The sequence below is a fragment of the Hafnia sp. CBA7124 genome (assembly GCF_002355555.1).
Taxonomy (GTDB): Bacteria; Pseudomonadota; Gammaproteobacteria; order Enterobacterales; family Enterobacteriaceae; genus Hafnia; species Hafnia alvei.
In genome coordinates this window covers 522,969-535,400 of sequence record NZ_AP017469.1, presented here as the reverse complement: position 1 = coordinate 535,400, position 12,432 = coordinate 522,969, and the positions used below count along the sequence as shown (strand labels likewise).

Annotated in this window: 16 protein-coding genes; 6 read left to right on the top strand and 10 right to left on the bottom strand. The window is 49.2% G+C overall.

The window, feature by feature from the left end; all coding sequences use genetic code 11:
- Positions 1 to 217: 217 nt before the first annotated feature.
- Complete coding sequence (locus tag CPY98_RS02500) at positions 218 to 2,167, top strand: bifunctional 2',3'-cyclic-nucleotide 2'-phosphodiesterase/3'-nucleotidase (RefSeq protein WP_096386227.1); 1,950 nt, start codon at positions 218 to 220, stop codon at positions 2,165 to 2,167.
- Positions 2,168 to 2,215: 48 nt separating this feature from the next.
- Here the strand turns inward: CPY98_RS02500 and CPY98_RS02495 are convergent, their stop codons facing one another.
- Positions 2,216 to 3,013 (bottom strand): aminoglycoside phosphotransferase family protein, encoded by a 798-nt coding sequence (locus tag CPY98_RS02495; protein WP_096386224.1) that lies wholly within the window; start codon positions 3,011 to 3,013, stop codon positions 2,216 to 2,218.
- Positions 3,014 to 3,143: 130 nt separating this feature from the next.
- Here CPY98_RS02495 and ytfE point away from each other — a divergent pair, with 130 nt between their 5' ends.
- Positions 3,144 to 3,815: an iron-sulfur cluster repair protein YtfE gene (gene ytfE, locus CPY98_RS02490; protein ID WP_046457077.1), complete on the top strand. Its 672-nt coding sequence runs from the start codon at positions 3,144 to 3,146 to the stop codon at positions 3,813 to 3,815.
- A 77-nt stretch (positions 3,816 to 3,892) separates the two neighbouring features.
- On the opposite strand, the gene CPY98_RS02485 is transcribed toward ytfE, so the two are convergent.
- The gene (locus CPY98_RS02485; RefSeq protein WP_096386222.1) at positions 3,893 to 4,513 is read right to left on the bottom strand and encodes a peptidylprolyl isomerase; all 621 of its coding nucleotides are present in this window, start codon (positions 4,511 to 4,513) and stop codon (positions 3,893 to 3,895) included.
- 247 nt (positions 4,514 to 4,760) lie between these two features.
- On the opposite strand from CPY98_RS02485, the gene CPY98_RS02480 reads away from it, so the two are divergent.
- On the top strand, positions 4,761 to 5,450 hold the full coding sequence (locus tag CPY98_RS02480) for an OapA family protein (RefSeq protein WP_025798791.1): 690 nt from the start codon (positions 4,761 to 4,763) through the stop codon (positions 5,448 to 5,450).
- Here CPY98_RS02480 and CPY98_RS02475 read toward each other — a convergent pair.
- From CPY98_RS02475 to rpsF, 5 genes are all read right to left on the bottom strand, one after another.
- Positions 5,447 to 5,809, bottom strand: coding sequence for a DUF488 domain-containing protein (locus tag CPY98_RS02475; protein ID WP_025798789.1), 363 nt, complete (start codon positions 5,807 to 5,809; stop codon positions 5,447 to 5,449). The genes CPY98_RS02480 and CPY98_RS02475 overlap by 4 nt on opposite strands.
- A gap of 137 nt (positions 5,810 to 5,946) precedes the next feature.
- Positions 5,947 to 6,396 carry a 50S ribosomal protein L9 gene (gene rplI, locus CPY98_RS02470; protein WP_025798787.1) on the bottom strand — a complete coding sequence of 150 codons (450 nt, stop codon included), beginning with the start codon at positions 6,394 to 6,396 and terminating at the stop codon, positions 5,947 to 5,949.
- A gap of 39 nt (positions 6,397 to 6,435) precedes the next feature.
- A complete protein-coding gene (gene rpsR / locus CPY98_RS02465; RefSeq protein WP_000135199.1) occupies positions 6,436 to 6,663 on the bottom strand; it encodes a 30S ribosomal protein S18 in 228 nt (75 codons plus the stop codon).
- 4 nt (positions 6,664 to 6,667) lie between these two features.
- Positions 6,668 to 6,985 carry a primosomal replication protein N gene (gene priB / locus CPY98_RS02460; RefSeq protein WP_038501926.1) on the bottom strand — a complete coding sequence of 106 codons (318 nt, stop codon included), beginning with the start codon at positions 6,983 to 6,985 and terminating at the stop codon, positions 6,668 to 6,670.
- Between the two features lie 8 nt (positions 6,986 to 6,993).
- Positions 6,994 to 7,392 (bottom strand): 30S ribosomal protein S6, encoded by a 399-nt coding sequence (gene rpsF, locus CPY98_RS02455; protein WP_025798785.1) that lies wholly within the window; start codon positions 7,390 to 7,392, stop codon positions 6,994 to 6,996.
- 389 nt (positions 7,393 to 7,781) lie between these two features.
- Between rpsF and CPY98_RS02445 the strand changes: the two genes are divergently transcribed.
- Complete coding sequence (locus CPY98_RS02445) at positions 7,782 to 8,057, top strand: DUF1471 domain-containing protein (protein WP_025798783.1); 276 nt, start codon at positions 7,782 to 7,784, stop codon at positions 8,055 to 8,057.
- A 145-nt stretch (positions 8,058 to 8,202) separates the two neighbouring features.
- Here CPY98_RS02445 and yjfP read toward each other — a convergent pair whose 3' ends face one another.
- A complete protein-coding gene (yjfP, locus tag CPY98_RS02440) occupies positions 8,203 to 8,952 on the bottom strand; it encodes an esterase (RefSeq protein ID WP_096386219.1) in 750 nt (249 codons plus the stop codon).
- Between the two features lie 178 nt (positions 8,953 to 9,130).
- On the opposite strand from yjfP, the gene bsmA reads away from it, so the two are divergent.
- Together bsmA and CPY98_RS02430 are read left to right on the top strand one after the other, a co-directional pair.
- Entirely contained in the window at positions 9,131 to 9,439 is a 309-nt protein-coding gene (gene bsmA / locus CPY98_RS02435; protein WP_025798779.1) for a biofilm peroxide resistance protein BsmA, read from the top strand.
- A 171-nt stretch (positions 9,440 to 9,610) separates the two neighbouring features.
- Positions 9,611 to 9,886, top strand: coding sequence for a DUF1471 domain-containing protein (locus tag CPY98_RS02430; protein ID WP_025798776.1), 276 nt, complete (start codon positions 9,611 to 9,613; stop codon positions 9,884 to 9,886).
- Position 9,887: 1 nt separating this feature from the next.
- Here the strand turns inward: CPY98_RS02430 and CPY98_RS02425 are convergent, their stop codons facing one another.
- Positions 9,888 to 11,522, bottom strand: a complete 1,635-nt coding sequence (locus CPY98_RS02425; RefSeq protein ID WP_096386217.1) for an isovaleryl-CoA dehydrogenase — start codon at positions 11,520 to 11,522, stop codon at positions 9,888 to 9,890.
- A 155-nt stretch (positions 11,523 to 11,677) separates the two neighbouring features.
- Positions 11,678 to 12,412, bottom strand: coding sequence for a 23S rRNA (guanosine(2251)-2'-O)-methyltransferase RlmB (gene rlmB, locus CPY98_RS02420; protein WP_040046316.1), 735 nt, complete (start codon positions 12,410 to 12,412; stop codon positions 11,678 to 11,680).
- Positions 12,413 to 12,432 lie beyond the last annotated feature (20 nt).

Here is a 12,432-nt window from a genome sequence, read left to right as displayed (position 1 = left end):
GAAACGCAGTTGCTCACGGGCGGACGAAATTTTTCATCACTCTCACATAAAATATTCTAGATGTAAGCCGCTGGTTGAGCCACCACTCCCCCATCTGTGAACTCCCCCACGGACGCCTTCTCCTTTATCTGGCAGAGTTCACACTTCTGGAAATACCTTCATCGTAGTTACATGTTTAATTGCGATGCTTGTCATAAATACACTCATGGAGATCACCATGTCCGCTCGCCCCCTTTCTTATTCTCTGTTGGCCCTGCTTATTGCCAGTTCTGCGCAGGCTGCAACCGTTGATTTACGCATACTCGAAACCAGCGACCTGCACAGCAATATGATGGATTTCGACTATTACAAAGATAAGCCCACTGAAAAGTTTGGCCTAGTGCGCACCGCAAGCCTCATCAACGATGCTCGCCATGAAGCCACCAACAGCGTTTTAGTCGATAACGGCGATCTGATCCAAGGCAGTCCATTGGGTGATTACATGGCTGCCAAGGGATTGAAAGACGGCGAAATACATCCCGTTTATAAAGCGATGAACACGCTGGATTACACGGTAGGCAACATCGGTAACCATGAGTTTAACTATGGCTTGGATTATCTGAAGAAAGCGCAGGCTGGCGCGAAATTTCCCTATATCAATGCCAACGTGGTCGATGCCAAAACCGGTAAACCGATTTGGAAGCCTTACCTGATCGCCGAAAAGCAGGTCAAAGATCGCGATGGAAAAATGCATACGCTTCGCATCGGTTACATTGGTTTTGTGCCTCCACAAATCATGACGTGGGATAAGTCCAATCTAGCGGGCAAAGTGAAGGTAAATGACATCACTGAAACGGCCCGTCGATATGTACCGCAGATGAAGAAAGAAGGCGCCGATCTGATTGTTGCCATCCCACACTCTGGCCTATCCAGCCTGCCTTATCAGGTGATGGCTGAAAACTCGGTTTACTATCTGAGCCAAGTGCCGGATATCAACGCCATTATGTTCGGTCATTCACACGCGGTTTTCCCGAGCAAGGATTTTTCCGATATCAAAGGCGTTGATATTGATAAAGGCACCTTGAACGGTATCCCTGCCGTAATGCCAGGGCAATGGGGAGATCATTTGGGTCTGGTCGATCTAGTCATTAATAACGATCAAGGCAGTTGGAAAGTCGAAGAGGCTACCGCGCAGGCGCGTCCAATTTACGATCTCGCTAATAAAAAATCATTGGCGGCTGAAGACGCGACCTTAGTTAAGGTGCTGAAAGACGATCACAAAGGTACCCGCGATTTCGTCAGCCAGCCTATCGGCAAATCCAACGGTAACATGTACAGCTATCTGGCGCTGATCCAAGACGATCCTACGGTACAGATCGTAAATAACGCACAGCGTGCCTACGTTGAACACTATATCCAAGGCGATCCGGATCTGGCCGATATTCCCGTGCTATCTGCCGCTGCACCGTTTAAGGTTGGCGGGCGTAAAAACGATCCGGCCAGCTATGTGGAAGTTGAAAAAGGCCAGCTCACCTTCCGCAATGCCGCCGATCTTTACCTGTATCCAAATACGTTGGTGGTCGTCAAAGCCAGCGGCGCGGATGTGAAAGAGTGGCTGGAGTGCTCTGTTGGGCAGTACAACCAGATTGATGTAAACAGCAGCAAGCCTCAGGAGTTGATTAACTGGGACGGCTTCCGTACCTACAATTTCGACATCATTGACGGCGTCAATTATCAGGTTGATGTTAGCCAGCCTGCGCGCTATGACGGCGAATGTGCGCTGATAAATCCTAAATCTGAGCGTATTAAGGGGCTCACATTCAACGGCAAACCGATTGATCCTAAAGCCCAATTCTTGATTGCGACCAACAACTACCGCGCCTACGGTGGCAAGTTCGCAGGAACCGGTGATAAGCATATTGCGTTTGCTTCACCTGATGAAAACCGCGCCGTACTTGCCGACTATATTCGTACCGAAACCAAAAAGCATGGCGCAGTCACTCCACAGGTGGATAACAACTGGCGACTCGCGCCAATTCACAGCAAAACGCCGCTGGATATTCGCTTTGAAACTTCACCGAGTGAAAAAGCGAGCAAATTCATTTCTGAACATGCCCAGTATCCGCTCATCAGCAAAGGCCAAGATAATCTAGGTTTTGCGCTGTATCAGATTGATCTACAGAAATAATACTAATCCCCCCGCTGATTAGCAGTGGGGGGATTCTTTATAAACCAATCAGATACCCAATTCATCAGCGGCAAATCTCGCGATGCTCATGCGGCTAGCAACATAATCCAACTCATTATCTTCTAGAAACCAAGCCGCCGATAAGCCCGCGTAGGCCATAATCCACATCAGCAATCTTTGCCTATCTAAGTTTGCTGCCTGCGTCACCACGGCGAACTGGCGCAAAAAACGCTCGCGCCGTGTACACGTTGAAAGCTCAGGATTACAAAATAAGTTGGCATAATCATAACCACGCTCACCGAATAAGCCTTTGGGGTCAATTGCCAACCATCCACGCTCACCAAAATCTAAAATATTTCCATGGTGTATATCGCCGTGCAATACCACTTCGTCTTGTGGGCTAGACAACAACGTTTCGGCAACCGAACAACACAATGACATTAGTGAACCATGAGACACAGCCTGCCGTAATGCGTTAAAACGCTGATGCAGTGCCTCCAGCGAAGGTGTCATTTCTTCACGGCAAGTATGTAGTTGAGTGACGACACGGCAAATAACCTGGCTCGCTTCATCATCTTGGCTATGTTTAGCCATATGCAGCAGATTTTTGGCTCCGCACGCACGCTCCATCAGCAAGGCTTCGTTATGATGAGCAACAACCTTCGCAGCACCATTGCCATTCCACCATTGCATTAAATCGGCACCACGGCGCTCCTCTTCAACCAGAGCAAGTTTCAGCATTAATGGAATGCCATCGCATAAAACTGGCAATAGCTGGCTGCTACGAGTCTGTATCGGCGCACCATCAGCCTGTAAATTCCACCGAGTTAACCAATGGGAAAACATCGTCTTTCCTCACTTTTTATTTCTTTGATTATCGCAAATGACTCAACAACCCCCAAAGAGTTATGGCTTAAATTATAAATTGCATTTAAAATGCACCTTATAAAATATAGGCATCCTGAGGAACATAACTATGGCACTACGCGATCTATCATTAGGCGAGCTGGCAATCACCATTCCACGTGCAACGCGTCTTTTCCGTCAGCATGATATGGACTTCTGCTGTGGGGGCAAACAAACGTTATTGCGCGTAGCCACCAAAAAGAATCTGAATGTGGATGAACTAGAAGCGCAACTGGAAGCCCTTAAGAGCGAGCCAAACAACGCCACCGCGCACGACTGGCGTACAACGCCGTTGGCTGAGATCACACCGTTTATTGTTAAGCGCTATCACGATCGCCATCGTGAACAACTGCCGGAGCTGATCCTCATGGCGGAAAAAGTAGAACGTGTACATGCCGACAAACCAACCTGCCCAAAAGGTTTGGGTAAACAGCTGAACTTAATCTATCAAGACCTCAGCCAGCACATGATGAAAGAAGAACGTATTCTCTTCCCGCTGATTGAACAAGGGATGGGCGCACAGGCTGGCGGTCCGATTTCAGTAATGGAAAGCGAACATGACGACGCCGGTGAACAGCTTGAAGTCATCAAGTTCTTGACCAACAATGTCGTTCCACCTGAAGGTGCCTGTAATACTTGGCAAGCTTTGTATGCTGGAATCAACGAATTCATCAATGATTTGATGGAGCACATCAGTTTAGAAAATAACTTACTCTTCCCACGCGCGCTGCGCGGCGAATAAGAAACCTATCGCTCTAGAACGTAAAAAAGCCGGCATACGCCGGCTTTCGCATTGATTAACGTTAACGCTAACCCGAATTACAGGATTTCTAGCAGTTCAACGTCAAATACCAAAGCGCTGTACGGAGGGATAGAAGCACCCGCGCCACGTTCGCCATAAGCTAAGTTATGAGGAATATACAGCTGCCATTTTGAACCGACTGGCATCATGGTCAATGCTTCGATCCAACCTGGGATCACGCCATTCACTGGGAATTCAGCTGGCTGGCCACGTTCAACGGAGCTATCAAATACGGTGCCATCAACCAGACGACCGGTATAGTGGACGCGAACCTGATCCTGACGAGCTGGAATAGTCCCTTCACCTTTTTCCAACACTTTGAACTGCAGGCCAGATTCAGTTACGGTAACATCATCATTCTTAGCGTTTTCTTCCAAGAATTTCTGACCCGCTTCAGCCAAGCCTTTTTGCTGTTCGCGACGCACGGCATCAGCACGTTCGTGGATTTCACGCAGCGCACGATGAACGGCTTCTACAGGAACCGCCGGAGCATTCCCTTCCATCGCGTCGCGCAGGCCTGCCAACAGCGCTTCAGGCTGCAAACCTTCCAAACCAGACTCATTCAGTTGCTGGCCAACTTGCAGACCAATACCATAACTTGCTTGCGCTTCTATACTGTCAAAAGAAGGGGTCGGCATGGTGTTTCCTTTAATCTTTAAAATGTAGAAGACGAAGCATAGCAGTGCAGGAGCCTAGGGTAAAATCTTGCGTCCAGAAGGATGACTTTTATCTAGGAAAAAGAAACAATAACACTTCATTTACTTGGTAAGATAAAGACAGGTTATTGCTCCTAGGTGATAGATACCATTTTTCAGAGTATTAACCTGTCATCTAGCGTCGATTTTCTCTACGCTTACGACTAAGGCACCATCAAGAGAGGTCATCATGGGCAGAATCACGCCCAGGAGAAGAAGCAGGCGGGTATATCAGCCCGTTTTGCGTACATGGCTCAACCTACGTCAGCGGATCTCACCGGAACCGCAGGATCAGGAAACGGAGCATCCTATGTCTGCTAGTACGTCTGCCAAGCTGCTGGATAAGCTGAAGGTAGTTAAACAGCACCTCTACAATGTGTGGCATATGCCCGATCGTTTCGATTGGATGGAGCCGCTACCGGCTTTCCACCGCCGCTGGGTGATTGTCGCCACAGTGGTACTTTTGCTGTCTCTTCTCTGGCCTTATTCTGATCCACAAGATGCTCGCTATTCGCCTGAACAACCGCAGGAAAACGAAGTGCCTTTACAGGCTGGGATGCAAAATAACGATGCCCCACCGCCGCCGCGCGTAGCGCCAACGAATCAAACCGCCGCAAATGGCTGGCAGGAATATCATATTCAAGCGGGTCAAACCCTAGCGCAGCTATTCCGCGATAACCAACTGGATGTGAACGATGTCTTTGCCATGGCGCAGGTTGAGGGTAACGATAAACCCCTCAGTAACCTGAAAGCTGGGCAAGAAGTTGAAATCCAGCACAACGCGCAAGGTCAGGTCATTGCACTCAAAATTGAAACCATTACTAACGAACAAATCGAGTTCCGCCGCGAATCTGACGGCAGTTTTCGCCGAGTTCGCTAAGCACTAATCTGCTGTAACAGATATTCACGCAGTACAATCGCCTGATTGTGCTGCTCATCTCGGCTGCCATAGAGCAGCGTCAGTGATTCATCGCGCTTTAACAGCTCAACTAATTCTTCACAGGCTTGATTATCCTTCAATTCTGCTCGATATCGCTCACCAAACTCTTGCCAAGACACGCGCTGCTCATGAAAAGCATGACGTAGCTCATTGCTGGGCGCAACGGCCTTAAGCCACTGCACGCCTTCTAGGCGGACTTTGGAGAGACCACGCGGCCATAAACGGTCGGTGAGGAAGGTATTAGCAGGATACGGGGCATGGACGTCGTAGACGCGGGCGATGTTGATGGTGGCAGGCATAAGAGTCTCCTCGACAGAACTTATGCTAGTTTACGCCGTTTTTCGCGATAACCCGAGATTCTGGCGAGAATAGAATGCAAAACGCCGGCACAAGGCCGGCGCTTTGACGAGTTACATCGTTAACAGCTTTTCAGCTATTACTCAGCAACTACAACGACATTCAGCTGTGCGAATACGTCGCTGTGTACCTGGAAGTGAACTTCGTGATCACCCAGAGTACGCAGAACGCCATTCGGCAGGCGAACTTCGCTTTTCGCTACCTGAACACCGGCTGCAGTAACTGCATCAGCGATGTCGCGAGTACCGATTGAACCAAACAGTTTGCCTTCGTCGCCCGCTTTAGAAGCGAGGGTTACAGCACCCAGTTCGTTGATCTTAGCAGCACGAGCTTCAGCAGCTGCCAGAACGTCAGCCAGTTTGGCTTCCAGTTCAGCACGGCGTGCTTCGAAGAACTCGATGTTTTTCTTAGTTGCAGGAACAGCTTTGCCCTGTGGAACCAAGAAGTTACGTGCGTAACCTGCTTTAACGTTAACCTGATCACCCAGGCTACCCAGGTTTGCTACTTTATCAAGCAGAATAACTTGCATTACCTTATCCTCTTAAAGTCGTTAATGGACAGCAGCCGATTACTGATGACGATCAGTATATGGCAGCAGAGAAAGGTAACGTGCGCGCTTGATAGCACGAGCCAGCTGACGCTGGTACTTCGCACGGGTACCGGTGATACGGCTAGGTACAATCTTACCGCTTTCGGTGATGTAGTTTTTCAGCGTAGCGATGTCTTTATAGTCAATCTCTTGAACGCCTTCCGCGGTGAAACGGCAGAACTTGCGACGACGGAAATAACGTGCCATATGGCTAGTCTCCAGAATCTATCAATTCAATCTGCTCGGCATGTAACACTAACTTGGTCAAACCATTGCGGCCTTGATGGCTACTAATGAAACCTTGAACCGTTAGCATACTGCCGACCGTTAATCTGTGGGTAGTTGCTTGAAATGCTTGTCCGCTGACAATCACGGGCATTCTGCACCATGCTTGTCTGCTAAGTCCGGCTTCCTGCTGTATCGATCTGTGCTCAAGCACAAACTGACAGTGCGGGATTCCAGAAGGACTGACCTTTCGAATGGGAACTTTGCACACTGTGCCAGTCAGAACCAGACGATTTGAGGTCATTGCAGCAATTACTCTTCAGAATCCCCAGCATCAGCATCATCAGCGGTTTCGTTAGCGAAGTCTTCGCGGCGATCGCCACGACGTTCGTCTTTCGCTTTAACCATTGGTGAAGCTTCAGTTACCGCGTTTTTAGTACGCATAACCATGCTACGGATAACGGCGTCGTTGAAGCGGAAGTTAGTTTCCAGCTCATCGATCGCTTCCTGCGGAGCTTCAACGTTCAGCAGAACGTAGTGGGCTTTATGCAGTTTGTTGATCGGGTAAGCCAGCTGACGGCGGCCCCAGTCTTCCAGACGGTGAATCTGACCAGCAGCGTTAGTGATGGTTGCACTGTAACGCTCGATCATGCCCGGAACCTGTTCGCTCTGGTCAGGATGGACCATAAAAACGATTTCGTAATGACGCATCGAATTGCTCCTTACGGATTATTCAGCCTCCTGATAGGGTCAGCCGCGGCCCATGGAGGCAAGGAACGTGTTTGTGTGCGGCTGAAAAATGACGCGTAATCATACTTGCGCAGGGTAGGAAACTCAAGGTAATTGGCGAAATTATTATCGGGGGGAAGATCAGAAAAAGAATAGTGCCGATATTTGCCTCTCGAAGGCCGCCAGCAAGGCGTAAGCATTTATCGTCAAAGATATTCAGTTTTTTTGAGTCTAAACAGCAAAAAATGTAGCTATCAATTGAATGAATGAAGACTAAACTATTCATATCGGCAACGGATAATGCTGTTTACCCAATAAATCGCCAATCTAGAAGTTATTCAACCTAAATCAACAACATTGAGGAGAATCCGATGAAATCTATCATCGCCCTCGTGACGACATTAACCCTGTTTGCCGCCACCAACGCACTCGCTGCCACTGAAATCACCGGTCGTCAGGCCAATAACCTGATCGCCAATGAATATGCAGTGATTAGCGTAAACCATGATGTCCAGAACGTGCAGGAAGCCTTGCCTCAGCTGCAACAAGAAGCCACGGCGCAAGGTGCAAAATACTATCAGGTGATTGTGATGCATGAACCTGAAAGCAACGGACAAATGCACGTGAGTGCAGCCCTGTTCCGCTAAAACCAATGCAACACCAGAGAGCAACGCAACAACCTAAAATAGTTCAATAAAAGGTTGAGACAATCCTGCCAAAGACCAAACAATAACAACGAGATATATCGCTACGTTGCCCTGTATGACACCCATCATACGGGGCTTTTTTCGCTTAAAGATGGCGAGAAAAGAACTGAACACCCACATCTAATGCCGACACCGTGATTTTATGACCAATCGCCGGCTCAGTTTCGAAGCGAACCTGCGCCAGCAAATTCTGCTCGCCCAAATCACGAATCAAACGCCGACTCTCTTCGGCAGGAACGAGGTCATCAGCCAACCCATGCCAAACCAGCAAAGGCTTATCGGCCAGTTTCTCCAACCGATCAACGACTTGATAATCTGCCAAGAACGCCAAATCTGTGGTCAGTTGCTGACGAGACTCGGGGGTTTGAGCCTCAAAAGGCGGGAAAAGCGTGGGTGCCAGCGAAAGATAATAGCCCGATCCCATAAACGATGCGGCGGCTTGGATCCACGGATAGCGCACCTTCGCTCCCAGCGTGGTCATTCCACCCAATGATGCACCACATACGCCAACGCGATTGTCTAAAATAAGACCTTCTCGTTGATAATGCTGATAAATGGCCGGCAGTTCATCGATATTGGATTTTAAAATATCCCAGAAATGGGCTAAACGGAACGCGCTGTCGCCGTTAAAACGAGCGCCGTGCAAATTAGCTTCAGGCAAGATGGTACGAAAACCCGCTTTAGCAAACACATAGCCAAAGTAGGAATACACCTCTTTCGATGAGGTAAATCCATGATAGAAAAAGATGGTGGGTAACGGTTGCCCCTGCTTTCCAGCCGGAGCCGCATGTAACACCGGAATCCCTTCGATCACTTCATCAAACATCTCAACCATTTTCTTATCACTCCGCAAGCAACGCATTAATGGCAAATAATGAGCTGTCGCTCAACGAGAAACAATCACTTCTGGTTCTATCTTATGGCGCTGTCAGGAATTACGTTTCGCCTGCTGGTCAATTCCGCACCATGCAGGATACAATTGAATAACTTGCCTACCTTTAACAGGCCATCCCATGAAAAATATAAAGCTTTCTTTTGTACTCGTAATGACGCTGTTTTTGACCGCCTGCGGCGTCATGAACAGCAAGCCAGTGCCACCACCTACACCGGGAGCACATGCACAAGAAGTTCGCCGTGACCAAACAAGCGGATTAGATCGCATGAGAACCATCAGCGCACAGGTTTATGGTAGCCCAATGAATGCTCAGGAAGTTATTCAAAAACAAGCTGATGAAGCTGGTGCAACCTATTACTACGTTATTATGGTCGATGAAACTGGCGTACCAGGCCAGTGGTATGCCCAGGCCATTTTATACAAGTAAGTTTGTGGGCTTTATTTAACAAATCCTATACGCCTCAGTAAAAGTCTACGCGCTCTGTCTCATTATCAGGCAAAGCTCGTGGACTTTTTTTTATTATCACGCTGTTATAAATACGTTAATACAACTGAACAATTTTATCTGGACGATGAAATATGCGTAAGGAGTTCGCCGATGAACAGGTCCCCAGTGCTCACCACGTTATTACTATCCATTGGTTTAATTAGCGCATCCGCTCAATCCGCTGAAAACGTTAATGCCGATCTCACTACCGGGCTTAATCAGGTCGGTATTATTTCAATGCGCGATATTGTGGGAGAACCCCACGACGTAGAGCGGATTATTGCGCTAAAGGCCGATGAACAAGGCGCAAGCTACTATCGAATTCTGACGATGGATGAAAATACGCCGCAGCACACATGGCACGTTACCGCGGCGTTGTATAGCTGAGCTAGCTCGCTAACCCCATTGCCCGTTGTAAAAGTGTCTCTTGGGTTTTGTTATTGATGATGCTACCCCCATCATAGGCGAAATAGTGTTGGCACCACGCTTGAGCAATATCAGCCGGAGCAAAACGTAAAAGCTGAGCCGCCGCATTCAGATTAAACAACTCATCGCAAAGGATCCTCGCTTCAGTCTCATTGGGTTTCTGTAAACGTTTCGCTAAAGTCCGCCACGCCTTATCAAATAACGCACTTTGCCCTTTCACGTCAGCCAACTCTAAGTTAAGCATCTCTTCCATATGTGGGTTTTTACGCCATACACGTAATACGTCTAAACACATGATATTGCCAGAGCCTTCCCAGATACTGTTTACCGGAGCCTCACGGTATAAACGCGGCAGCTCGCTCTCTTCGCAATAGCCAATTCCCCCTAACGCTTCCATGGCCTCTGCGACAAAAGGAGCGCCCTGCTTACAGATTGAATACTTAACGGCTGGCGTCATTAAGCGAGCAAACAATTTCTCACCCTGCACATGCGGCATTTCCCAACTTCGACAAAGACGAAACAGCAGCGATATTTGTCCTTCAAGTCGCAGCGCCATTTTGGCTAACACCTGCCGCATCAGCGGCTGCTCAGCGAGCGGTTTACCAAATGCTTGACGCTGCAACGCATGGAAAAACGCCACGGTAAACGCCCTTCTCATCAATCCATGGCTGCCCAGTGCGCAATCAAAGCGCGTTGAGCTTCCCATCTGTAATATCAGGCGCACCCCCTCGCCTTCATCGCCTAGCAGCCAGCCCGTCGCATCCTGAAACTCAACTTCTGCGCTCGCATTTGAACGATTACCCAGTTTCTCTTTCAGCCTTTCGATACGGATCGCGTTGCGTGTGCTATCAGGCAGGATACGAGGAACAAAAAAACAAGATAGCCCACCGCTGGCCTGCGCCAAAATTAGGTGCGCATCGCTTTGCGGAACCGAGAAAAACCATTTGTGCCCCACCAGCCGATAAGGCTGACCATTCCCACGACCTTCTAACGGTGTTGCCTGTGTCGTATTAGTAAGCACATCCGAGCCGCCCTGTTTTTCCGTCATTCCCATGCCGATGAGCAGCCCTTTTTTCTGTTCTATGGGCAACGAGTGCGGATCATAACGGTCAGACAGCAACCCCGTTAACCATCCACTCATTGCGGTAGGCAGCGTTTTTTGCAGCAGCGGAATCGCGCCAAAGGTCATAGTGATTGGACAAAGCGTACCGGCCTCAACTTGGCTATGTAGCAGAAAACGAGCGGCGCGGGCCGCGAATGCCCCTGCCGGTGCATCTGTTTGCCAAGGCAAATTATGCACCCGATTTTCAGTTAAGCCCTGCATCAACATATGCCAAGCGGGATGAAACCGTACGTCATCGATACGCCGCCCAGCCGCATCGTAGCGCAACAGCTCAGGAGGATTGGTGTTTGCCATCCGGCCAAGTTCAAGCGACTCTGCCGAACCTAGCTGTAAGCCGACCGCACTTAGCAGCGCAGAATCCCAGCCCGCTAGCTCTCGTTCAACGGCCTCTTGGAGCGGAATATCAGAAAGATAGAGATTACTGTTACTCAGAGGGTGCGGTTGATTAAAAACCGTATGTGTTTGCCACGTCATATCCAGTGTCCCTTGCGGCCCCCGTTAACCGGGTTAAGTCACTAAGTATGATCGTTTAGGCTGATTTTGCTGGAGGGCAGTTCACAAAAGAGAAAGGGCGGCCTAAGCCACCCTTTGTAACGCATGCATGTTCAGTTAGGCGATATCACGCAGGCTTATGAACGTTGGCGCACGGCCTCAAACAGGCAAATACCGGTCGCGACAGAAACATTCAGAGAAGAAACGCTGCCCGCCATCGGGATGCTGATCAGCTCATCGCAATGTTCGCGGGTCAAGCGGCGCATACCGTCGCCCTCTGCGCCCATCACCAGCGCCATTGGGCCAGTCATTTTGCTTTGATAAAGATTGTGGTCAGCCTCACCCGCAGTACCGACGATCCATACATTTTGCTCTTGCAGGAAACGCATGGTACGCGCAAGGTTTGTAACGCGGATCAACGGCACAGTTTCCGCTGCGCCACAGGCCACTTTTTTCGCTGTGGCATTCAACTGAGCAGAACGATCGCGCGGAACGATCACAGCATGAACACCCGCTGCATCGGCGCTACGTAAGCAAGCACCCAGGTTGTGCGGATCGGTTACGCCGTCGAGAATCAATAGGAAAGGAGGCTGTTCCAGATTTTCCAGCAGCGCGGGCAAATCATTTTCCTGATACTGACGTCCTTCGCGCACGCGGGCAATAATCCCCTGATGCACCGCACCTTCAACCTTCTCATCCAGCCACTGACGGTTTGCAACTTGAATCACAATGCCCATCTGCTCAAGTTCAGCAATCAGCGGCATCAGACGACGGTCTTCGCGACCTTTCATCACAAAGACTTCAAGAAAACGCTGTGGATCGCGCTCAAGCAATGCCTGAACCGCGTGAATACCGTAAATCATTTCGCTCATAATTTTATAACGCTATAACG

What these genes read in the sequence shown, in the direction of transcription:
- CPY98_RS02500 (WP_096386227.1), top strand. Translation starts at nt 218, where the DNA reads ATGTCCGCTCGCCCCCTTTCTTATTCTCTGTTGGCCCTGCTTATTGCC.
- CPY98_RS02480 (WP_025798791.1), top strand. Translation starts at nt 4,761, where the DNA reads ATGGGCAGAATCACGCCCAGGAGAAGAAGCAGGCGGGTATATCAGCCC.
- CPY98_RS02485 (WP_096386222.1), bottom strand. Translation starts at nt 4,513, where the DNA reads ATGCCGACCCCTTCTTTTGACAGTATAGAAGCGCAAGCAAGTTATGGT.
- ytfE (WP_046457077.1), top strand. Translation starts at nt 3,144, where the DNA reads ATGGCACTACGCGATCTATCATTAGGCGAGCTGGCAATCACCATTCCA.
- bsmA (WP_025798779.1), top strand. Translation starts at nt 9,131, where the DNA reads ATGAAAAATATAAAGCTTTCTTTTGTACTCGTAATGACGCTGTTTTTG.
- CPY98_RS02425 (WP_096386217.1), bottom strand. Translation starts at nt 11,522, where the DNA reads ATGACGTGGCAAACACATACGGTTTTTAATCAACCGCACCCTCTGAGT.
- rpsF (WP_025798785.1), bottom strand. Translation starts at nt 7,392, where the DNA reads ATGCGTCATTACGAAATCGTTTTTATGGTCCATCCTGACCAGAGCGAA.
- yjfP (WP_096386219.1), bottom strand. Translation starts at nt 8,952, where the DNA reads ATGGTTGAGATGTTTGATGAAGTGATCGAAGGGATTCCGGTGTTACAT.
- CPY98_RS02495 (WP_096386224.1), bottom strand. Translation starts at nt 3,013, where the DNA reads ATGTTTTCCCATTGGTTAACTCGGTGGAATTTACAGGCTGATGGTGCG.
- priB (WP_038501926.1), bottom strand. Translation starts at nt 6,985, where the DNA reads ATGACCTCAAATCGTCTGGTTCTGACTGGCACAGTGTGCAAAGTTCCC.
- rlmB (WP_040046316.1), bottom strand. Translation starts at nt 12,412, where the DNA reads ATGAGCGAAATGATTTACGGTATTCACGCGGTTCAGGCATTGCTTGAG.
- CPY98_RS02445 (WP_025798783.1), top strand. Translation starts at nt 7,782, where the DNA reads ATGAAATCTATCATCGCCCTCGTGACGACATTAACCCTGTTTGCCGCC.
- rpsR (WP_000135199.1), bottom strand. Translation starts at nt 6,663, where the DNA reads ATGGCACGTTATTTCCGTCGTCGCAAGTTCTGCCGTTTCACCGCGGAA.
- CPY98_RS02430 (WP_025798776.1), top strand. Translation starts at nt 9,611, where the DNA reads ATGAACAGGTCCCCAGTGCTCACCACGTTATTACTATCCATTGGTTTA.
- rplI (WP_025798787.1), bottom strand. Translation starts at nt 6,396, where the DNA reads ATGCAAGTTATTCTGCTTGATAAAGTAGCAAACCTGGGTAGCCTGGGT.
- CPY98_RS02475 (WP_025798789.1), bottom strand. Translation starts at nt 5,809, where the DNA reads ATGCCTGCCACCATCAACATCGCCCGCGTCTACGACGTCCATGCCCCG.